This window comes from Fibrobacter sp. UBA4309 (genome assembly GCF_002395745.1).
Classification (GTDB): domain Bacteria; phylum Fibrobacterota; class Fibrobacteria; order Fibrobacterales; family Fibrobacteraceae; genus Fibrobacter.
On the sequence record NZ_DGUN01000044.1, the window covers coordinates 1 to 20,944 of the forward strand.

At 54.9% G+C, this 20,944-nt stretch carries 20 protein-coding genes; 3 read left to right on the forward strand and 17 right to left on the reverse strand.

The annotated features are described in order from the left end of the window. The coding region (locus tag B3M32_RS04860; protein WP_290743941.1) for a DEAD/DEAH box helicase at nt 1-1,095 on the forward strand (1,095 nt) is incomplete at its 5' end. A gap of 25 nt (nt 1,096-1,120) precedes the next feature. Here the strand turns inward: B3M32_RS04860 and ribF are convergent. The 7 genes from ribF to B3M32_RS04895 all read right to left on the reverse strand — a co-directional run bounded on the left by ribF (nt 1,121) and on the right by B3M32_RS04895 (nt 10,250). Further along, a complete protein-coding gene (gene ribF / locus B3M32_RS04865) occupies nt 1,121-2,044 on the reverse strand; it encodes a riboflavin biosynthesis protein RibF (protein ID WP_290743942.1) in 924 nt (307 codons plus the stop codon). A 14-nt stretch (nt 2,045-2,058) separates the two neighbouring features. Beyond that, nucleotides 2,059-2,988, reverse strand: coding sequence for a tRNA pseudouridine(55) synthase TruB (gene truB / locus B3M32_RS04870; RefSeq protein WP_290743943.1), 930 nt, complete (start codon nt 2,986-2,988; stop codon nt 2,059-2,061). Then, complete coding sequence (rbfA, locus tag B3M32_RS04875) at nt 2,989-3,342, reverse strand: 30S ribosome-binding factor RbfA (protein WP_290743944.1); 354 nt, start codon at nt 3,340-3,342, stop codon at nt 2,989-2,991. It abuts the gene before it with no gap. Continuing rightward, nucleotides 3,342-6,359, reverse strand: coding sequence for a translation initiation factor IF-2 (infB, locus tag B3M32_RS04880; RefSeq protein ID WP_290743945.1), 3,018 nt, complete (start codon nt 6,357-6,359; stop codon nt 3,342-3,344). Before infB ends, rbfA begins: the two co-directional genes overlap by 1 nt. Nucleotides 6,360-6,390: 31 nt before the next feature. After that, complete coding sequence (gene nusA / locus B3M32_RS04885; RefSeq protein WP_290743947.1) at nt 6,391-7,614, reverse strand: transcription termination factor NusA; 1,224 nt, start codon at nt 7,612-7,614, stop codon at nt 6,391-6,393. Nucleotides 7,615-7,628: 14 nt separating this feature from the next. Continuing rightward, on the reverse strand, nt 7,629-8,078 hold the full coding sequence (gene rimP / locus B3M32_RS04890; protein ID WP_290743948.1) for a ribosome maturation factor RimP: 450 nt from the start codon (nt 8,076-8,078) through the stop codon (nt 7,629-7,631). A 150-nt stretch (nt 8,079-8,228) separates the two neighbouring features. Further along, nucleotides 8,229-10,250, reverse strand: coding sequence for an LTA synthase family protein (locus B3M32_RS04895; protein ID WP_290743949.1), 2,022 nt, complete (start codon nt 10,248-10,250; stop codon nt 8,229-8,231). Nucleotides 10,251-10,281: 31 nt separating this feature from the next. Here B3M32_RS04895 and B3M32_RS04900 point away from each other — a divergent pair, with 31 nt between their 5' ends. After that, on the forward strand, nt 10,282-10,491 hold the full coding sequence (locus tag B3M32_RS04900; RefSeq protein ID WP_290743950.1) for a hypothetical protein: 210 nt from the start codon (nt 10,282-10,284) through the stop codon (nt 10,489-10,491). Here the strand turns inward: B3M32_RS04900 and B3M32_RS04905 are convergent. The 5 genes from B3M32_RS04905 to B3M32_RS04925 all read right to left on the reverse strand — a co-directional run bounded on the left by B3M32_RS04905 (nt 10,481) and on the right by B3M32_RS04925 (nt 15,143). Then, nucleotides 10,481-11,203, reverse strand: a complete 723-nt coding sequence (locus B3M32_RS04905) for an NUDIX domain-containing protein (RefSeq protein WP_290743951.1) — start codon at nt 11,201-11,203, stop codon at nt 10,481-10,483. The two genes, B3M32_RS04900 and B3M32_RS04905, sit on opposite strands and share 11 nt — an antisense overlap. Nucleotides 11,204-11,215: 12 nt before the next feature. After that, the gene (locus tag B3M32_RS04910; protein ID WP_290743953.1) at nt 11,216-12,277 is read right to left on the reverse strand and encodes a hypothetical protein; all 1,062 of its coding nucleotides are present in this window, start codon (nt 12,275-12,277) and stop codon (nt 11,216-11,218) included. Between the two features lie 2 nt (nt 12,278-12,279). Further along, nucleotides 12,280-13,119: a M23 family metallopeptidase gene (locus tag B3M32_RS04915; RefSeq protein ID WP_290743954.1), complete on the reverse strand. Its 840-nt coding sequence runs from the start codon at nt 13,117-13,119 to the stop codon at nt 12,280-12,282. Between the two features lie 73 nt (nt 13,120-13,192). Further along, nucleotides 13,193-13,855, reverse strand: coding sequence for an STAS domain-containing protein (locus B3M32_RS04920; RefSeq protein ID WP_290743955.1), 663 nt, complete (start codon nt 13,853-13,855; stop codon nt 13,193-13,195). Between the two features lie 76 nt (nt 13,856-13,931). After that, nucleotides 13,932-15,143 (reverse strand): hypothetical protein, encoded by a 1,212-nt coding sequence (locus tag B3M32_RS04925; protein WP_290743956.1) that lies wholly within the window; start codon nt 15,141-15,143, stop codon nt 13,932-13,934. 62 nt (nt 15,144-15,205) lie between these two features. Between B3M32_RS04925 and B3M32_RS04930 the strand changes: the two genes are divergently transcribed. Continuing rightward, entirely contained in the window at nt 15,206-16,102 is an 897-nt protein-coding gene (locus tag B3M32_RS04930) for a tyrosine-type recombinase/integrase (RefSeq protein WP_290743957.1), read from the forward strand. A 14-nt stretch (nt 16,103-16,116) separates the two neighbouring features. On the opposite strand, the gene B3M32_RS04935 is transcribed toward B3M32_RS04930, so the two are convergent. From B3M32_RS04935 to B3M32_RS04955, 5 genes are all read right to left on the reverse strand, one after another. Beyond that, complete coding sequence (locus B3M32_RS04935; RefSeq protein ID WP_290743958.1) at nt 16,117-16,434, reverse strand: CopG family antitoxin; 318 nt, start codon at nt 16,432-16,434, stop codon at nt 16,117-16,119. Further along, entirely contained in the window at nt 16,418-16,660 is a 243-nt protein-coding gene (locus B3M32_RS04940) for a hypothetical protein (protein ID WP_290743959.1), read from the reverse strand. The genes B3M32_RS04935 and B3M32_RS04940 overlap by 17 nt, the downstream gene beginning before the upstream one ends. Before the next feature lie 308 nt (nt 16,661-16,968). Next, entirely contained in the window at nt 16,969-18,594 is a 1,626-nt protein-coding gene (locus B3M32_RS04945; protein WP_290743960.1) for an FISUMP domain-containing protein, read from the reverse strand. Between the two features lie 50 nt (nt 18,595-18,644). Next, a complete protein-coding gene (locus B3M32_RS04950; protein WP_290743961.1) occupies nt 18,645-19,766 on the reverse strand; it encodes a hypothetical protein in 1,122 nt (373 codons plus the stop codon). 8 nt (nt 19,767-19,774) lie between these two features. Next, a complete protein-coding gene (locus B3M32_RS04955) occupies nt 19,775-20,944 on the reverse strand; it encodes a hypothetical protein (protein WP_290743962.1) in 1,170 nt (389 codons plus the stop codon).

Sequence of the window (20,944 nt, forward strand, 5' to 3'; positions counted from 1 at the left end):
ATGAAAATCGCGATGAGCGGCACTCCAGTCGAAAACCGCCTCATGGAATTCTGGACCATCATGGACTTCGCGAACCGCGGGTTCTTCCCGAGCGCCGCCGAATTCCGCGAAAAGTTCGAGACGCCCATCCAGAAAATGGGCAACGAGAAGGTGGCGGAAACCTTCCGCAAGATTACGGCACCCTTCATGCTGCGCCGCCTCAAGACCGACAAGAGCATCATCAGCGACTTGCCCGACAAGATTATCCAGGACGAATACGCCGAACTCACCAAGCCGCAGGCCGCACTGTACCAGAAGACGCTCGAGCACTTTATGCAGGAACTCGAGATGGAACAGGCGATGAGCGAGAAGGCGAACGACGCGCACGCGCTATTCAAGCGCAAGGGAATCATCTTGCAGATGATTCTCGCCTTGAAGCAGATTTGCAACCACCCCGCGACATTTCTGAAGGGATTAGACGAAAGACGAAAGACGAAAGACGAAAGGGACAATGCCGAAAATCGTCATCCTGACGACCATCGGGAGGAAAGATCCAGGGACACAACTCCCCCGCCAATGAGTTCCGGCAAGTTGCAGATGCTCCTCGACCTGCTCACCTCCATCCAGGAACAGGGCGAAAAGACGCTCATATTCACGCAGTTCGCCGAAATGGGATTCCTGCTCGAAAAGACCATCACCGAGGAACTCGGGCTCCGCACGCACTTCTACCACGGCGGATGCTCGCAGACGCAGCGCACCTCCATGATCGAGGACTTCCAGAAGAATCCCAAATGCAAGGTGCTCATCCTCTCGCTCAAGGCGGGCGGAACGGGCCTCAACCTCACCGCCGCATCGCAGGTCATCCATTACGACTTGTGGTGGAACCCCGCCATCGAAGCGCAGGCCACCGACCGCGCCTTCCGTATCGGGCAGACGCGCAACGTGCAGGTCCACAGGTTCATTACCAAGGGAACGTTCGAAGAAAAAATCAACGCACTTCTAGAAACCAAGAAGTCCATCGCCAACATGACCGTGAGCGCGGGCGAAACCTGGCTCGCCGACATGGACGACAAGCAACTCGGCGAAGTCTTCGGACTCGACAATACGATTGTGTAGAAAATCGGGAAGCGCCTCGCGGGCCTTATTCGGCCCAGTGGTTCCCGTTGTAATTCTTGGCGGTGTCGGCATCCATGCCGATTTGGCGCACAAGGTCTTCCATGCTGGCGAACTTCTGCTCCGGGCGCAAGTAAGCAAGCAAGTCCAGCGCCAGGTGCTCGCCGTAAATGTCTTCGTTAAAATCCAGCAGGTAGGCTTCGATAGCGAGATGATGCGCTCCCGGAGCCGATGGTTGCGTGCCGATATTCACCACGGCGCGGAAAATGCGTTCTTCGCCGGGATTTCCATGGGCAGCACCGCCGAGACGCGCCGAAGCCACGTAAACGCCGACCTTGGGCAGGAACTTGTACTGTTCCACCTGCAAGTTCGCCGTCGGGAACCCGATGGTATGCCCCAAGCGCTTACCGACAACCACCTTCCCCGAAAGGCGATAAGGCCGTCCCAAATAGGTCTGGGCACGGGCCACGTCGCCGTTCAGGAGCGCGTTGCGCACGGCAGAAGAACTTACGCGTTCCCCCTTGTGCAACACTATGGAAAGCATCTGCGTAGAAAGTTCCGGGAATGCCTTCGTAATCGTCTCGTAGTTGCCCTTGCCGCCGGCACCGAAACAATGGTCATGTCCAAAGAACATGGAGCATACGCCACGCTTTTCGATAAGCTCCTGACGCACAAAAACATCGAAGGGCAGCTTAGCCATCTCTTTCGTAAACGGCAACACCAGAAATTCGAGGCCCAGGCTTTCGATAAATTCCCGCTTTTCTTCGGTAGTCGTCAGCAACAGCGGATCGCCCACTTCGCGCAACACGTAATTGGAATGCGGTTCAAAGCTGATTACGGTCGGAACGAGGCCGTTCACCTCGGCGACAGCCTTTAGCGTACGGAAAAGTGCCTGATGGCCCAGATGGCAACCGTCGAAGTTGCCCATTGTCACCGCACGTTTCACTTGCATAGATTCTCCCGCCATCAGTCATCCTCGCCCAAGAAAAATTTCGGCAAAAGACGGCCCGGTTCGTAACGGCATACGCTCAAGACATTTCCAGAAGCGTCGGCAGCAAAAACCAGTTTCTCGCCATCGGCACTGCGGCCTTGCTGTTCGGTGGCGCCCTCTACCGGCGTATGCCAGGGAATCCAGTTTCCCTTGCGGATAACGGCAATCTGGGATTCGTCGAGTTTCACCACAGGAAAGTCGAGCACCTTGTCTACAGGCACCAGGTTGTCTTTCGTCAGGGACTCTCCCCGCACCGCATTCTCGACGCTGACACCGCCGATACGGAGACGGCGAATCTGCGAAACACATCCACAAGTACCGAGAGCGCGGCCAATATCGCGGCCCAAGGCGCGCACGTACGTCCCCTTAGAACAGACACACTCCAGGTCGAACGTCGCAAAGCTCTTGCCGGTAGCACCGTCGGTCACGCCGCCCTCGCCCACAATCCGGAGCGAAGCGATATGGATGCGGCGGGGTTTCAGTTCTATTTCCTTGCCCCTTTCGGCCCAGTCCGAAGCACGGCGGCCATCGATCTTTACGGCACAATACCTGGGCGGAATCTGGTCGACATCGCCCGTGAACTGCGGGAGGACTGTTTCTAGGGCGGCGCGGTTTATTGGATGACAGCAGGCATCTTGCTCCACCACATCCCCGTCCCATTCGAGCGTATCGGTCTCGTAGCCAAGATGCAGGCGGAACGCATAGCACTTTTCCTTGGATTCCACGTACGGCAAAAGGCGCGTTGCACGGCCCAAGGCGGCAATAATGAGTCCGGAAGCACGCAAGTCCAGCGTTCCCGCGTGCCCGACACGTTTAGTGCAAAAGACCCTTTTCAAAGGGAAAAGGGCCTTGAAGGAAGTATCTCCTGCAACTTTGTCCAGAAGGATGAAGCCCGAAAGAGCCAACTAGAGATCCCCTTTCTGCTTCAATTCTGCAAGAATGCTCTCGATGTGCATGGCGTGCTCCAGGTTTTCGTCCAGAGTAAACTTCAATTCCGGAACCTTGAAAATCTTGAGCGATTTTCCCAGGACGCCACGGATAAAGCCGGCCGAATTGTTCAAACCGATAATGGTATCGCGCTTTTCCTTGTCGGAACCCATCACGGAAACCAGCGCCTTTGCATAGCTCAGGTCGTCCGTGATGTCCACACGCGTAATGCTCGCGAGCGTGCTCACGCGAGGATCCTTCAAGCCCTTCTGAATAAGCTTTCCAATTTCCTCGCGGAACTGTTCGCCCAATCTGTCGGTCCTACGGCTCATTAGGCATCCTTCTTTTCGGCAGCCTTCTTAGCCTTTTCTTCGGCTTCTTCGCGGGCAACGTCTTCCAAGGTACGAGCCACCTTCACTTCCTTGAAGAAGATCAGGCTGTCGCCTTCCTTGATATCGTCGTAACCCTTGAGGCCGATACCGCACTCGAAACCGCGGGCGACGGACTTGACGTCGTCCTTCATGCGCTTCAAGGACTGCACCGCAGTCGCACCGAGTTCGACGCCGTTGCGGTAAACACGCACGAGGCTCGTGCGGTCCACTTCGCCATCGGTAACCATACAGCCGGCGATGAGGCCAACCTTCGGCACCTTGAACACCTGGCGGATTTCGGCTTCGCCCTTGATTTCTTCGCGCAACACCGGCTTGAGCAAGCCTTCCACCGCATTCTTGATATCTTCGATACAGTCATAGATAACGCGGTAGTTGCGGATTTCGATACCTTCTTTCTGGGCCATTTCGCGGACAGAAAGCGACGGCATCAAATGGAACGAAATGATAATTGCCTGGGCAGTAGTGGCAAACAGGATATCGGAATCGGTAATGGCGCCCACACCCTTGCGGATGATGTTCACCTTCACTTCCCTGTTGGTCAACTTTTCGAGAGAGGCGGCAAGAGCTTCTGCAGAACCACCCACGTCGGCCTTGACGATAAGGTTGAGTTCCGAAAGCTTTCCGTCCTTCTTCTCGTTGAACTTGTTTTCGAGCGTAATGGTGCTACGGGCGCGGAGGTCGCGTTCGCGGGCAGCCATGCGGCGCTTGCTCGCGATTTCACGGGCCGTCTTTTCGTCGGCAACAACGACGAGGTCGTCACCGGCCTGCGGCGTACCGTCGAAGCCCAGAACCTGGCAAGGCGTAGAAGGCGGAGCGGCCTTCATCTGTTCGCCGCGTTCATTGAACATGGCACGAACCTTACCGGCATAGATACCGCAAACGAACGGGTCACCCACATGGAGCGTACCATTCTGCACAAGAATCGTCGCCATGGAACCCTTACCGATATCCAGCTTGGATTCAACAACGGCACCGTGGGCGCGAGCATCGGGGTTCGCCTTGAGTTCCTGCACTTCGGCTTCGAGGGCGAGAATTTCCAGGAGCTGGTCCATGCCCTGGCCCGAACGGGCGGACACTTCCACGCAGCTCGTCTGGCCGCCCCACTGTTCCACTTCGACACCGCGTTCAGCGAGCTGGGCACGGATCTTGTCGGGGTTGGCCGTGGGCAAGTCAATCTTGGTAATGGCGACAACCATCGGAACGTTCTCGCGCTTGGCGAGTTCGATGGATTCCACCGTCTGGGGCATCACCATGGAGTCGGCGGCCACGACCAGCACGATAACGTCTGTCACCTGGGAACCGCGAGCACGCATGGCGCTGAACGCCTCGTGACCCGGAGTATCCAGGAACGTCACCTTGCCCTGCGGCGTCGTGACTTCGTAAGCACCGATGTGCTGGGTAATGCCACCCGATTCACCAGAAACCACGTGGGTCTTGCGAATCCAGTCAAGGAGAGAAGTCTTACCGTGGTCCACGTGGCCCATGACGGTAACCACCGGATGACGCGGCTGGAGGTTTTCCTTGGATTCTTCTTCGACGCCAAGCGCGACTTCTTCGTATTCTTCCATCAACTGCGCTTCGTAACCGAACTCGTCGGCAAGAATCTGGATCGTTTCGAAATCCAGGCGCGCGTTGATCGTGACCATCATGCCCATTTCCATGCACTTCGCGATAACACGGGCAGGCATCTGGTCCATAAGGCCGGCAAGTTCACCCACCGTGATGAAGTCAGAAGTCTTCAAAACCTTCTTTTCTTCGCCGGAAGCGTTTTCGCTGTGGTCCTTATGATAAGTTTTCTTGACCGGTTTCTTGGAAAGGTCTGCCATCACGCGGGAAACGTTCTGGCGAATCATTTCCTGCTGCTGTTCCTTCTGGTTTTCCATGCGGTCGCGGCCATTGTTGCCATGGCGGTTCTTGTCGTTACCGTGACGGCTATTCTGGCCCTTGTTGTTGCCATGATTGCCTTGGCCGCCCATCGAGGCCGCGCCCTGGCTGGCATTGAAAGCTTCTTGCATGGAACCGCTGGAGAATCCACCTCCGCGTCCGGTGTAGCCACCGTGGCTGCTGCTTGCGCCACCCTGGCCCGGCCTGCGGTTACCATTGCGGTTGTCCGGGCCGTTGTTGCCGCGGGGGCCAAACGAACCGGTATAGCCCTGGGCATTGCCCGGGCCACGAGTCCCCGGACGGCGATTGGTGTTGCGGCCGCCCTGCTGTTGCTGCTGGGACTTGGCGATACGCGCCAAGATAGCGGCATCGGGCTTGAACACCTGAGCCTTCATGGGAGGCTGCTTCAATTCCGTATCGGCCGTCATCATCGTCGGATGCGGTGCCGGAGCCGCAGGCTTCGGGACCGGCTTCGGATCCGTCTTGGGAGCCGGAGCGGGAGCGGGCGCAGGAGTCTCGGCAGGAGCTGCCGGGGCCGCCGGTACAGGCTTGGCGACGGTTTCTGCGGGCACTTCCGGAGTCTTTTCGACCGGAGCCTCGACCGGCTTCACGGAAGCCGGTTCTGCGGCCTTGGCGACGGTAGCCTCGGGGGCTGCCGGAGCGGCCTCAACTGGAGCGGCGGCCGCGGCAGACTTTGCAGACGCCTTGGCAGACGTCTTCACGGTAGCCTTCGTAGCGGGCTTCGCCTCGTCGGTCTTCTTCGCAGAAGACCTCTTCAGGCTCACCTTCACGCCGTTCTTCGTTGTCGTCAGGGAAGCCGTCTTCTTCTTTTCCGAAGGAGCTTCACCCGATTCAGACGCAGTCGTTTTCTTGAGGTTCTTGGAGCGGGCTTCCATCTTGGCTTTTTCCGCAGCGACAGCTTCTTCAATCTTTTCGAATTCCGCCGCGTTCACCTTGGAAACCTGAGTCAACACCTTCACGCCGTTATCGCGAAGGAGTTTCATCACGAAGTCACTCTTGACCCCATGTTCCTTGGCCCAGTCTATCGGTTTAATCTGTTCTAAATTACTCATTAACTAGCCTGTTTTAGTTTCCTTGAAATTTTTAAGCCTCGCTAGATTCGCCCTCTTCTGCTGCGGGAGTATTGAAGAGGCTTTCGACCTTGCGCACGGCGCTGCGGTGCAGTTCCTGCGGACGGGGAGCGAGGACCTGAGCCTTGGCTTCGTCATCCTTTTCGGACCATTCCTTTTCACCGAAGACATCGAGGTTGCGGCCCACCAACTGGGCAGCGAGCTTCACGTTCTGGCCATTCTTGCCAATAGCCTGGGCAAGATTTTCGTCGTTGATCACGACAACCGTGCGGTCGGTACCCGGAACTTCGGCCAGCTTGACAACATTGGCCGGAGAAAGGGCACGGGTGATGAACACGTCGAGGTCCGGATTCCAGTGGACGATGTCGATACGTTCGTTGCCGAGTTCGCGCACAATCGTCTGCACGCGGGCACCCTTCATGCCAACGCAAGCGCCAACCGGGTCGATCTTTTCGTCGCGGGAGTACACGGCAATCTTGGCGCGGTATCCCGGTTCGCGGGCAACGCCCTTGATTTCGACGGTGTTCTCGTAAATTTCCGGAACTTCCTGGCGGAAGAGTTCCTTGAGGAAGTCGCCGCTGGCGCGAGACAGGATCACCTGGGCACCGCTCTTCACGGATTCTTCGACGCGGGCGATAACAGCCTTCACGGACTGTCCCTGCACCAAGCGTTCGTGGCCAATCTGTTCACGCGGCGGAATCACGGCTTCGGTCTGCTTGCCGAGCGAGACAATCACGTTGCGGCCTTCGAGACGGAGCACTTCGCCGCTAATCATGGTGCCGATACGGCCACGGTAGGTGTCCATCACCTTCTGACGTTCGGCATCGCGAATCTGCTGGGTCAAAAGCTGCTTGGCAGTCTGGATGGCCTGGCGACCAAAGGCTTCGGTCGGCACTTCCATTTCGAGAACGTCACCGGCCTGGGCATCTTCGTTGAACTCGCGAGCCTCGTCGACCAGCATGTAGCCTTCGTCGAGCTGTTCCACTTCGTCGGCAGTCATGGACGGGTCGTAGTCCGGGAAATCATCGACAACTTCTACGCGAAGGAATACGTGCACCTTGTCGTCTTCATCAATTTCCACTTCGATCTTCTTGTCGATGTGCAAATACTTGCGGGCAGCAGAAATCAGCGCCTGCTTCAGGGCTCCGAGGATTACGGAATCATCCATATTCTTGGCCTCGACCACAGCCTTGAGTGCATCGAGCAATTTAATCTTAGGTTCGTTCTGTTTAGCCATTTTTGACCTTCCTATTATATTTGTACATCCACCTTGGCAACCAGCACCTCGGCACGGGGAACCACCACGTTCCCGGCGTTGCCCTTCAGCGCAAGCGTCAAACTTTCTTCATCCGCATCTACAAGTTTACCGGTAAGCGGTTTTCCCGTGCACCTTGTGACACGGACGAAGCGCCCCTTGTTGCGAATAAAATCTGCGACCGACTTCAAGGGGCGGTCAAGCCCGGGAGAAGAAACCTCCAACGTGTAAGCCCCGTCTATCACCTCCGGATCCAGGTCCAGTGCATCGGAAAGATGGCGGCTCACATTCGTGCAATCATCGATAGTCACGCCTTCGGGCTTGTCGATAAACAGCCTCAAGGTCTTGCGCTTGCCAGCACGGAACATATCCGATTCCACCAGGGAAACACCATTGGCTTCGCAAGCATCGGCAATGAGCTTTTCCAGTTTTGCGTTGGTTACCAAATAAACCTCTATAATAAAATAGCCATCCGCTAACGGAAGCATTCTAGCCTAAAGACTTAGCTCATAGCGAGAACTCTTCCACGGACAGTCTAAAACCGCGTACAAATAGAGAAATTTTACGGGAAAAATTCAACCCCCCGAAAGGGCGTCTCAGCGCTTTTGAGCCCTATTTCCCGAGAGAATCCAGTCATTCAGGCCGAGAAGCGTATCGGCCAGGGACTTGAGCGAGTCCCGGACAGCGGCATAGCCGGATTTTTCGCCTTCCTGCGCCCCCGAAACGAGGTCGTGATCCTCCCCGATATCGTCAAGGAACCGGTAGAGATGCGTCGCAGAATTGTCCGACGCGTTTCCGAGAATCCGGTAGTCACCCACGGCAAGCGCCACGCGCCCCGAATGCGCTCCGACAGCAAACGAAACCGGCTCCCGGCGCAAGAGGTCGTGTCCCAAGAAAGAGTTCGGCGCACGGATTCCTGCCAGAGCAAGAACCGTCGGAGCAATATCGCTCTGGCTAGCCGCCTCGAAACGGTCATGTACCAGGGTAGTATCCTCCGCCATGCCGGGGCCGTCTATCACAAAGGGAATCCAGGTCACGTTGGAATACGCCTCGCTGCCGATAGCAGAAACGCCGTGTTCCCCTTGCGGGAACCCGTGATCGCCCAGGACAATCACGTAGGTATCCTTGAACCAATCCTCCCCCGACAGGGACCTCAGGAACCGCCCCATCTGGGCATCGGCCCAATGCATGGTATAGCGCATGCGGTCCGCCTGGGGGAGCGCCTTGGCGGAATCCGGCATTCCCGGAACCAGGTTGAACGGATAATGGTTGCTGCGCGTAATCATCGCCGCGAGGAACGGCTTGCCGTCACGGGATGCAGACGGAGCCAGCGTATCGCGGATAAACTCCGCCGTCACGTCGAAGAACGTGGAATCGTCTTCATAAGCACGGTCGTAGTGCGTGCGGTCGTACCACTTCTGGAACCATACAGACAAATTATCCCACGCCGGGTCGGCCGCCGCAAAGAAATGCGCCGCGTAACCGCTATCCCTCAAGATAGACGCGAAACTCGGAATATCGGCATAGGCCAGTTCCGACGCAGTAGACTTGTGTCGATGCGGCGGAAAACCGAAATGGCTAGAAAGCACCCCGCCGACCGTAGGTACGCCGCTCACATAAAAACGGTGCCAGGCGATACCCGAACGGGCAAGAGAATCCAACACGGGAGTCGCCGTCGGGCGCTTGTCCCCGGGATTCAGGAATCCCACATCCATGCCCCGCTGCGATTCCAGGAATATCACGATGAAGTTCGGGCGCGCTTCCATAACAGCACCCGCGGTCGAATCTTCCACATCCCTGGGAACGCGGTACATCGGGAATTCGTCATCCGGATAATCGTACAGTTCCGCACCAGGGCCCTCGATTTGCGCCCACACGCGACGCGAAGCCTTTGTCGCCGCCGAGACGAACGCCGGGTCGACCTTGGCGCCGCCGGTCATAATCCCGTTCAGATCCTTCATGACAATTTCCACCACCGGCTGCAATTTGCGCATGCGGTTCGTCCCTTTCCAGATAACGTTCAGGAACAGTTCCGAAAATCCGAAAAAGGCGACACAGCCAATAAGCCAGGCCCTCAACAGCGAAACGCGGACGCCACGACGCTCAAACGCCCTGTAGATTACGCGATAGAGGAACAGCGCCAGCGGCACGATCCCGAGCAGGAGGACCCACTGCAAATAAGGAATGGACAAATCCGAAGCCACGTAATCGGGCAGAATGGAAAGCGAAGACGCGTCCTTGTAAGTATCGAGCAGGGAAATGGAAAAATGCGTTCCCAAAAAACGCTGAAATTCATGGTCAAGCAGCGTAAACGGGAGAATAACGGACTGCAGAACGCAGAAAACCGGCACTACCGCACGGCGCCACCTCGACGATGCCGGCAAGAAAATGGCGAGCAGCAAGAACGGGAGCGCCATTTCGGCAATCCAGATAAAATCGATGCAAAGCGCATGGAAAATGTACCAGTCGGGTTTCGCCACGAACGGGATTCCATAGGGATTGTTCCTGAAAAGCAGCACAAAACGGAGTAGCCCCTGCACAGCCCAAAAGGCCAGTACAGCCGCAATGACGCGGAAAGCGGCCTGCAAACGTATTTGACGTGATTCATTCACTTCCATGCCATAAAAAATAGTTATCTTGTGGTTCACTATGGCATACGTACTCCTTATTTTGGCAAGCATTATCGGAATCGCGGTTTCAGTATTTTACCTGCGCAAGAACATCATACGCATCAAGGAGAAAAACAAGAACGAGCCCAAGGCCTACAAGCGCGGGCTCAACTATGCCTTGACTTTTGTCTGGTACGGTTACCTGCTGGTATTCTTCGTAGGGCTTACCGTCAACAACATTATTTTTTAGAAGCCAGCCAGCGTTCGTACAGGAACAGCGCAATCAGGTTCTTGCCGTCGATAAACTTGTGGGCGGCTTCCTCGTAGGGTAGCACCTGCGTACGGATCCATTCGTTCTCGTCGACATACGTCTGGTTCTTGCCGTCCATGGCCTCCAGTTGTTCCCTCGTCACGTCGCGTTCAATCGCATAAAGACGGATGCGTTCGTCCAGGATTCCACAGCTGCCGGCAAAACCGGGAGTCGATCCCTTCCACCAGAAATCGGTCAGGTCGATCAATTCCGAATCGTCGGCATGGATTTGCGCTTCTTCTTCGAGTTCCGAAAGCGCGACCTTGCGGTAATCCCCGCTCCAGTCCAGGATTCCCGCAGGAATCTCGAGCGAAGCCTGTTCCGAAATAGCCAAGCGCGGCTGGCGCACCAGCAGCAGGTACTTCTGGCCTTCGCAGCGGAGCACCACCAAGACGCCAACGGCATTCCCGCGCACCAGGACTATTCCATGAACCGGGCGGCCATCCGGGAGGGTCGCAGTCGCCTTCAACTTGATAAAGAGCGGCACGTGTTTCTTGTCAAAGAAGTTTACCGATTCAAAATGGACTTTCGTGACAACGAACTTTTCCCTGGACGCTTCCAGCCAGTCCTTGAAAATCTTGCATTCGACGATAAGCGAATAATCTTCCTCAGCAATCTCTGCGGCAAAGGAATATTCAATTTTTTCTTCCATAGGTCAACCTGACTACTTTTTCTTGACGACCGTGGCGGACTTCCAGATATCGTACAAACTATCCACGTCTACCGTATCTGCCACATAGCGGTTGCGGCCTATATCGTAGAAATAGAGATCCTTCGTTGTCGAAGGGCCGCAGAATGTCTCGGATTTCTCCGGAATGTAAAGTTCACGGATAACGGAGAAATCGTTCCCTATCAAGAAGTTGCCCTTATTGAAGTAATTGACAGCACCGCATTCCGGGATTTCTTCAACATAGTAGGTACTTGTGTACCAGATGGTATCGGGACGTTGCCGCACATCGCCCAGGCTGTTGGAGTCGTTTTCCCAGCGGCCGCTGTGGCAATATATCTGATCGGAATCCGCACAGGCCAAATGGACCGGGACCAGGTTCGTATCGTTGAGCCTCCACGACGAAGGGTATAACGTATCGGCAACGACGGAATCGCACAAGTCGATACGCAGCGCACAGTTGGATTTCATGGTGCGCCACATAAACACCTGCGGGTGAATGGAATCGAGAATGCGGAGTATCGACGGGGAATTCTTGGTACGGAGCGGGAACGAATGCACGGAATCGAAAAGCGAGTCGATATAGAACGAAAGCGTATCGAGTTCCATCTCCCCCCTACGCACGATAATCGTATCCAGCACCTTGTCGCTATCGTTCTTTACGCGGATGGTAGAAATTCCGTTCAGTTCATCCTTGTCCGGCAGGAATCTCAAGACAGTATCGGGGCGGTACAGCGGTGCGGCACAATCTTCGCCCGTGACATGGAGATTAAAATACGGTTTCAATATGAGGACCGAATCTTCCCTGTATTCGACCACGCCGATTTTCTTCAAGGCGCAATTGGAAAAGGACCAGATGCTGTCCATATGCACGAACAGCGTATCGCCGACCAGGTGGATCAAGTCCCCGCTATCCAGCGTCGAAGCCTTGAAAAAGCCCTTGCCATCGAATTCGTCTCCGGACAATGTCAAGTCAAGAGGACCGTCGTCATCTTGAGTGCAAGCCCAAAAGGCCAACGTCATCGCAAAAATCAAAAGGGCGTTTTTCAACAGGCGCATGGTTAAATTCCTACTCGCTGCCTAAATCTAGCAATTTCGGCACTGTCGGCCAGATGGGCAGACCTGTAGAAATCGGCCCAACGCACAAACAGGCCATTGCGGCGAACCGTCAAGAAAAACTCGGCACTGTCCTTGGGCGGAAGCCGCCCCACCACGGAATTCAAGTCGACCGTATCGCCGACCGAAGGCCCCGACGAAAGTCCGGATATTTTGGACACGATGTTGTTGCCATGATCGATCAGCACGTAGGTTCCCAGGGAATCCTTGCCGACAGTAAAGACGACACCCGGCAAAACGGGATGCACGGGAGCTTCGCCCGGGCCGATAAAGGCGTCTTCGGCGATGAGGCGGTCCTGCCCTTCGAAGTCAAAGTCCTCCGAAATGGGAATGTTCATCCAGTCCAGAGGCAGGCTCGGGCACAGTCCCGGGAACTTGCAGCCCGTCTCGGCATCTATCCATGCGAATGTCGAATCTTCGAGCATGATATTGAAGTATGTATAAACTAACAAATCTTCGCGAAGCACCAGCAGGGCGTTGTCATAGTCGTTTTTCTTTGCCACCCAATGGAGCTTTTCTACCGGGGATTTCTTTATGGACGCCAGATAGCGCAAGAACGCGTTCGGCAACAGCGGCATGGAATCGCTTACAATCCAGGAACACTGCACCATGTCGTCCTTGAGAGCAAAAGCCTTGCCGCCGGAATTCCGGCAGCGGTCTTCCCAGGAAAGCACTACCATGGCCTGGTCGTTGTCGAGCAGCGGGAGCATGTCGACCAGCTTGTTTATCAAGCCGAACCTAAATGCCAGGAACACCGCCAACAGCAAAAGCAAAAGCCGGAACACGGGAATGTTCCGGCGTCTTGACTTATACTTTTTTTTGCACCGATATTCCGAGAACTCGACAGCCATTCTACAACTATCGCATCAGGAAATAGGCGATCAACCCGCCGATTACCACCAGGATGACGATGATGGCAAGCACGGTCGTCCCCGAAGACTTTTCTTCGTCGAACGGCATGGCCATGCCCTGTTTCGCCAGTTTCTTTTCGTCCTTGGTAATCGCGTTGAAACTCTTCGTGAAACGGCGCTGGTGTCCCGTCTTGCGTTCGTTACGGGGAGCTTCGTCGAGCGAGAAGCTAGACGAAGAACGAACATTCTGCGAAGCCACCGGAGCCGACGAAGAATCGTCACCGGAAGAAGCCCCTTCCTGTTCAGCAGGAGCCTGGCTATGCAAGGAGAACGACATCAATTCCGCTTCGAAAGCGAATACCTTGAGCTTACGATCGAGCCCGGCCTTTTTCAAGCCGTCGGCGATAGTCGGGCTGTTGCTGAGAAGAGCAAGCATGCCGCCCTTGGCGGACAATTCGTGCTGGAACTGCAAGAAGGCGTTATACGCGTCGCTATACACGAAATCCAGGCCCATCAAGTCCACGGCGACAAACTTGTCGTCGGGGTGAGCGTCAATCAGGGCGCGCGCATCCAACTTGAACTGTTCCGCATCGAAAGCCCCTATCGGGTTCAGGGGCGCGGACAACAAGTCAAAGACACCAACTTCGCGATAATTCTTCAGATCTGACATACGTTAAAAATATAGCCTAAAATTCTAAAAAAATGACGGAAATCACATAAAAAAGCAACTTTTAATGAAAAAGTAGCTATTCCTCCCAGTACAAACCGCCCGCAGAAGGCGTTTCAAGCACCTCGCTGTCTTCGGTTGCGGCCGGCTTCTGCTGTTCCGATTCCGGGCGCGACGCCTCTGGAGCAGGGGCCTTTTCCTCGGGAGCGGACTCCACGACCTCATCGGGTTCCTCGGCAAGCAGGGCCTTCGAAGCGTCCGCAGGAGTCAGGTGGCCCTCGGACGGCTTGTCGTGGCCAAACAGGTACGGGCTCACGCTGACGCTCACCCTGTGTACTGGCGAGAATACCGGATGCGATTCAAACGCGTAGTCGACCTCGAGGAAGTTCGCAATGACGATTCCGGCACCCGCAGTCACACTCTGGAATGTCGTAAAACTGCTCAGACCTGCACGCAGGGACAGACCGAAATCGAACTCGAACTCGATTCCACCGCGACCGCCGGACAGCCAGTCAAACGGATCTTCCCAGATTCTTTCGCCGCCGTTTTCGTCGGTATCGTAATCGAGATCGCGGGCCTCGCGGTGGAACACGCCGGCACTCTGCCAGTAGGCATTGAACATGCCGTACAGGTACTTCACGGGGATGCCGTAACTTGCTGCCAAGTAGAATTCCGGTGACGAATATTCAAACTCCCCGGACTCCCATGTCGTGGCCGAAGAAGTCCAGCCCTTGAGGAGACCGGACACATAGAACTGGTCCACTACGCGGTAGCGCGCACCCAGGTCGCTGCGAAAACCAACGCCCGTCTGGTCCATGTCGCGGTAGAGCCCATGGAAAGACACGCCGAAGTCCAGCCTGTTAAAGAACTTTCTACCCCACGACACCGAAAGCACGTAGTCGGCAATGGCCAGGGTGTTGTAGCTCGAACCCAGCGGGACATCCTCGCCTTCGCGTATATAGGGAATATCTTCGGCACCGAAACGGGAAAGCGCCACGCCCAGGCCGCCACCCATGCTCAAGGGAATCGCGACGGAAGCGAAATCATACTGGGTATCTTCGTAATAGGCGGTATGGGAAAAATTCACCCACGTATAGTCCACGTTTGCCAACTGCTGCGGATTGGAAATGAGCCCCAGGTAGTCCCCGTCCACGGCGATAGACGTGGAACCGAGAGCGGCGGAACGGGCTCCCGGCTCTATATCGAGCGTCGCATTCGCATAGGCGACACGGTCGGCGGCAAGCGAAAGGCCCGAGGCCAGCGCAATAGCCACAGCAATTTTTTTACGCATTGACATTTTCTTGCACCCAAGATAGATTATTTTTTAAACTACAAAATTCGCACGCTACACAAATGTCACTTTCCGATTATATCCAGCAGTTCCTGACATACCTCGCCACCCAGCGCAGGTACTCCCCCAGGACTGTCGACACCTACAGCAAGTCCCTGGACAAGTTCCTCGCCAGCACCGGCGAAGGGGTAGAGCTTTCCGCCTTTTCGGAGATGTCCATCAAGGCGTTCGTCTGGGACCTCAAGATGGAGCAGAAACTCGCGCCCACGAGCATCTGCGAGCACCTTGCCGCATTAAAAAGCTTCGGAAAGTTCATGGTGCGGAGCAAGATTCTCGAAAAGAACCCGGCCGAGAACGTCCCCATGCCCAAGCGCCCCAAGCGCCTGGTGAACGTACTCGGGCAAAAAGACCTGGCCGAAGAAAAATTCCCCGAACTGCCCCCCGACGCCAAACTCCCGCAGGTACGCGCCCGCATATTGCTCGAGCTCATCTACGGGTCGGGGCTGCGCATCTCGGAATGCCAGACGCTCACGTGGGACCGCATCGACACGGGCGCAAGGCTCGTGCGCGTGCTCGGCAAGGGCAACAAGGAGAGAATCGTGCCCATTACCGAAGCGTTCATCGAACGCATCGCGAACTTCAAGCAGATGGAGGCGGAAGCGGGCCACCTCCCCACCGCGGCAGGCTACGTATTCCTGAGCGACGACGGCAAGCCGTTCGGACTGCGCACGCTCCGCAACGACATCCACGACCTATTGCGCGAAATCGGATGGGAAGGTAAAGCGAGCCCGCACGTGCTGCGCCACAGCTTCGCCACGCACCTGTTGGAAAACGGCGCCGAAATCATGAGCGTAAAAGAGATGCTCGGACACTCGAACATCTCCACCACCCAGGTCTATACCCATGTAAATGCGGAACGTTTAAGGGCGGCCTTCAAGAAGACTCACCCGCGGGCTTAGGCACAACTAATTATTCAAGCCATGGCAGCATTGTCCAACAGGACATTCATATAAGTCTGGTACGGGATGCCAGCTGCAGCGGCCTTACGCTTCAGCGCATCCACGGTCTTCACCTTCAGCCTTATAGAATACATCTTCTTTTCTTCTTTTGATTCCGCAATAGCCCGTTTAATACGGGCAATGGATTCTTCCAAAGTCTCCGTTTCATGGCCACCGGAGATTATCTCCGGATCCCTTGTACTCGTATCCTTTTCGAGTTTCTCAATAACCGCCTTGGGGTAGATATCATCTACCAGCTTGAAACCTTTGGGCAACCTAGATTTCCTTTGCATCTTGCACCTCGTCTTCATGAGCCCTCCTTACGGTTATCAATGTCGTCAAATCGTCCGTAACAATTATTGTCCAATACTGATTGTCGACTTCAGCAGTAATTTTTGACACACCATCTTTCCCTGAGGGGTCGCGTCTCAGATTCTTTTCCCGAAGAAACCTTCCGAGCATCTCTACGGTAAAGCCTCTTTCACGCATCCTCTCAAAAGCGTGTTTTGTAATATTCATCTATTACCCTCTTCAATATAAAAAATGTATATACATATGTCAATACACATTACAATACAAGGATTTTCAAAGACGAATTACAAACTGCAAATAGCATGCCAAAAAGAAAAAAAGCGAATTCAAAGAGAATTCGCTACAATTTGAATGAAAAATGTCTAGACAGTCCATTTAATTGGACACTTATTGGACAGGTTGAAATTGAAGGGAATTCTATTTTTACATTCAATCCAACGAGGGCAAAAACATTAGTTCTGTCTCTAGATGGCGGTGGGGCAACAGTTTCTTTTTCCGAAGACGCACCCGCGGGCTTAGAGTTCCATAATGCAGCGGACCGGGATAAGGGGCGATTCATTCACGCCATCTATGTTGAAGGTCAATGCTCCCATTACGTTGTAAGAAGAATTCGACCAATCCAATATCGTTACCATATACATGCCGTTCATGGAGCCCAACCACATATCGAACGACTCAGAACTGAAGCCCAACTGCGGTTCTACACGACCGAAATTATCTGTAGTTTTTCCCCAATGGAAAGAGCCTGTCGGTTTTGCTGAAAAGCCGTAAGCATTTATGCCCGGCAAGTCTCCCTTCCATTCCGTCGAGCGCAGGTAAACGGCGGCATTTGCCGACCCCCCAACGTTCTCTATAAGTTCAGAAAAATCGTTCTCGGTAGGCAATCTCCAGCCGTCGGGGCAAGCAGTCCGGGATTCTTCATAAGTATAGTACCGGCCATTCTCCGAGCAGTTTTCATCGTCATCCCAGGAGCACTTACCCAGGCTGTCGTTTCCGTAATTCAGGTTCTCCGCCATCCACCTTGTATTTCCGATATAGGCGTACTTGTAATATTTTCCGTCACGCGAATCCTTGAACTTTCCGGTAACCACGTCCTTATCTTTCACGCAGCGGACATAGGCTTTCCAATCGGCAAGTCCTCCGTTAAAGAGGGTGTGATTCGCATTCGTTTCCAAAACAATCCTCGTCGTCGAATTTGTCCTAGCATAATCCACATCGGCAAGCCAGACATAGCCCAAGAATCCATTCTGTACAGCCTCTCCAGGAACAAACGAAAGACCGAATATATCGTTCCCCGCACTCAAGGAATCATCCCAGCCAGCCTTCGACTTCAACGCAATTCCTTGCTTGCTTAAGCCAAGCTTTTCTTCAATCCTGTTATACAGCGACAGGAACTCGCTCATCGCCGGCACGTGCCAGCCAGCGGGGCAGACTCCCCGATGATTCCTGATTGGAACCACCTTGTGGGCACTCGGAATAGAATCCTTGTACCCTTCGCTGATGTTCATCGCAGCCGTCCAGGTATAGAGTCGGCCTAAAACATCGCAGCTTTCAGCCTTCTCGAATGGACACGACGTTTGGGATTTCAAATTTATAGCCAGCGCACTGTCTGTAGTGTTTCCCGAGAAGTTCAGGTTCTCTGCCATCCAGGTCATCGCACTGTCGCCCGCACCGATAGTCACAATCCTGTAGACATGGCCGTCGCGCTCGTCCGTCATGGTCTGGTACTCGATGTCCGGATTCTTGAAACTGTCCTTCGTGTAAGATTCTAGAGAGAATTCCTTCACGGACACCGAACTGCTGGATTTTGAATCACTGGATTCGGCTGAAGAGCTATTAGGTTTGCCAGAGGAACTGCTGCTTTCGGCATCGCCCTTGGAAGAACTGCTCGCCTGCACCGAAGAAGACAAATTGGCGGAACTACTCGACTTGTCGTCGCTTGAACTTGAAGAGTTCCGAATATTATCACTGGAAGAACTGTCCGGATTTTCGGACGAAGACGAAATTTCCGAATCCGGGTCATCGGCAGTCGGCTTTACGGAAGAGGAATCACCCCCGCACGCCGCAAAAAGCGCGACCATCCCCATTAGGGTAAAATACTTACAAACACGCAGCGCATTCTCATACGCAAACATCTTCATTATCCTCCTTAATATATTTCAAGCGCGGCACAGCCGCGGCCTTGCCCAAACTAGAAGAAGCTTCCCTTGATGCCGACGGCGATAGTCCACTGCTGGCCAAAGTCGTCCCAGTCGGGAGCGTTCCATTCCTTCATCGGCTTTTCGCTGTATTCGTCGTCCGGGTCCGCTCCGCCCGACTTGTCGTGAATCGGCAGCGAGAACGCGACAAACACAGGGATGTCCGTATTCGAGAATTCAAGGCCGTACACGAGGGACGCCGACCATGCCTGATGATCGGGATCCGGTTTCGGGTCATACTCGTTCACCTTTTCCGAAGCAATCCAGGCGACACCCAGCGGCGCCGAGAACGTAAGCCCGAAGGAGTGGACGAATCCGGGAATGCCGCGATAGCCGTAAGCGACGGATGCACCGACAGACGGAGGCGTAAACGCGCCCAAATCGTTTTCGCCATAGGGCTTGAAACGGTATTCGAAACGATCGCCCTTGTGCTCGATATTTTTCCAATAGGAATCGTTGAACTCATTCTCGCCCGAAATCAGGTGCATCGCGAACGGGTGCGTATACGTCAGCCCGTAGAGCCAGATTCCCTTGTCCGTATCGCGGCTGTAGTCCCAGCCGAGTGTAAGCGAGTAGAGGCCCGAACCCTTCTGGAAACTGCTCGGCAAGAATTCCTGGTTCGCATCGGTTCCGCGCTTGATATCGTACTGGCCCGTAGGAATAGTGAGGCTTGCCGAAAGCGAAGCCGCACCGCCGCTACCAATAGTCTTGCTGAAGTCGAAGCTGACATCGCCGAGGCCACCCGTACTGCGGTCCGTCGGACTCTGGTTGGTACGGTACTGCACTTCGCCCTGGTGCGAAACGAACGGCACAGAGACCCCGAACTTGGTCGACCAGGTCGGCTTGATAGAGAAATGCGGAGTCATCGTAAGTGCAGAGAAGTTCTGCCCCACATTGTACTTCGTGAAAACTTCGGCTTCCAGATAACCGCCCGAAACGCCCTGGCCAATCCACTTGATACCATCGCCGGAGCCACCGCCGGAACCGCCGGCACCGCAACCACCAATGGACTGCCACGGAGTCGCCGGTTCCACGGGAGATTCAAAGCCCATAAAGAACGAGATAGCCGCCACGGCAGCAAGGGCACAACATTCTGTAAAGAGTCTTCTTTTCATGTCATGCCTCACGGGAGTTTAAGCAGATATGCAGGGTTAGTGCCAGTCGCGAGGAACTTGCCGTCCGGAGACCTGCCGCCAGTCATGGGAACCGGTGCGATTTCACGCATGTCGTCGACCCATTCAAAAGCGAGGTCGCTCGGGGCGTCAGCCGCCAAGCGGATTTCGCGCATCACAGTACGGCCCACGGAACCATCCTGGGCGCTCTCTTCCATTAGGTCGGCCTTGTTGAGCATCTGCGAGCCAGTGAATTCCGCCCACAGAACAAACAGGCGTCCATTAAATTCGAACCAGTGCGGCTGAGCCGGATCAGATACCATGCCCGCCACGCGTTCAATCTTGACCGGGGTCGAATTGTCCGAGAGTTCCTGGATATAGGCCTCCCAAACCGACTCGCCGTCTTTCATGTTGTACACGACAAAGTTCCCGTCCGGCGAAATGAGCGGACTGTCGATACTCCACTTGCTACGTCCCGACGGCTTCTTCAGCTTTTTCGCATTTTTAACACCGCCGTCCGCATAATCGACAAAAACGATTTCATCCTTGTCCGAAACATAGGTCAGGCGGACCTTGTCCGTACCGAAGAATCCCTTCACCGTCGTGTCCGAAGCGGCGGAGTCCGGCCTGGCGGAAGGATCCACCCACAGGTGCGGGGTCGCCGTCTCGGTAATGCCCTTATCGTAGAACCAGAACTTTTTCTTGTCGGCCATTCGCACCGCGAAAATCCCGTAATCCAGGATATCGTTCTCCCCTTCGGCCCTCTTGCCGCGCAGAGAAACGATAAATCCGCCGTGCGTACTCCATTCCGGATCCTGGAACTGGACTTCCCCCTTGTCCTTGTCGATCATCAGGTACCACTTCACATCGCCCGCCGTATCGCTTACAGTAAGGCGGTCGTGCTGGATTCTCGTTGTCGTCGTGTAGATGGAATCCGGGGCGTTCACCGCCATCGTTCCCTTGAAGTTCAGCCAGAGCATCGATGCCGGATAATTTTCCACGTCGTTGCTCACCGACGGGTTGCACGTCTGGTTGGTGGAGTTGACATGGAACATCTTTCCAATCTTGGAAGTCTGGCCGGACACAGCCGATTCGCCAGATTCCTCGGCCTCGAATGGCTCCGGGGAATAGCAGGCCGACAACAGAGCGACTAGGCCTAGGTACAGAAAGGTCTTTTTCAT